This window comes from Pseudomonas sp. K5002 (assembly GCF_013386655.1).
Classification (GTDB): Bacteria; Pseudomonadota; Gammaproteobacteria; order Pseudomonadales; family Pseudomonadaceae; genus Aquipseudomonas.
In genome coordinates this window covers 1-340 of sequence record NZ_JACARK010001374.1, presented here as the reverse complement: position 1 = coordinate 340, position 340 = coordinate 1, and the positions used below count along the sequence as shown (strand labels likewise).

Below are 340 nucleotides of genomic sequence, written 5' to 3'. Positions count from 1 at the left end.
GCTGCCGGACTCGCCCACCAAACCCAGTGTTTCACCGGCGGCCAGGGTCAACGACACCCCGTTGACCGCCCTCACCCACTGTTTATTCAGGCCGAACAGGCCGCTGCCGGCGGCGGCAAAACGCACCTCAAGGTCATTCACCTGCAACAACGTCATGGGCGAACTCCCAGGGGATAGTGACAGGCCACCCGCGCGCCTTCCGGCAGCAGCTCGGTGCACAAGCTGCCGACTTGCGGGCAGCGCGGGTTGAACCGGCAGCCCTTGGGCAATGCGTCGAGCAATGGCGGTTGGCCGGCGATGGTGCGCAACAGGGCGTGGCCGCTGCTGGTGGCGGGCTGGC

The 340-nt window shown here is 67.4% G+C and carries 1 protein-coding gene and 1 pseudogene; both read right to left on the bottom strand.

Translation table 11 applies throughout. The features are described from left to right. A pseudogene (locus HX846_RS40080) lies at positions 1-156 on the bottom strand (ABC transporter ATP-binding protein); the annotation flags it as partial. Next, on the bottom strand, positions 153-340 hold a 188-nt coding region (locus HX846_RS36490; protein ID WP_372242063.1), incomplete at its 5' end, for an oligopeptide/dipeptide ABC transporter ATP-binding protein. The gene HX846_RS36490 and the pseudogene HX846_RS40080, both read right to left, overlap by 4 nt.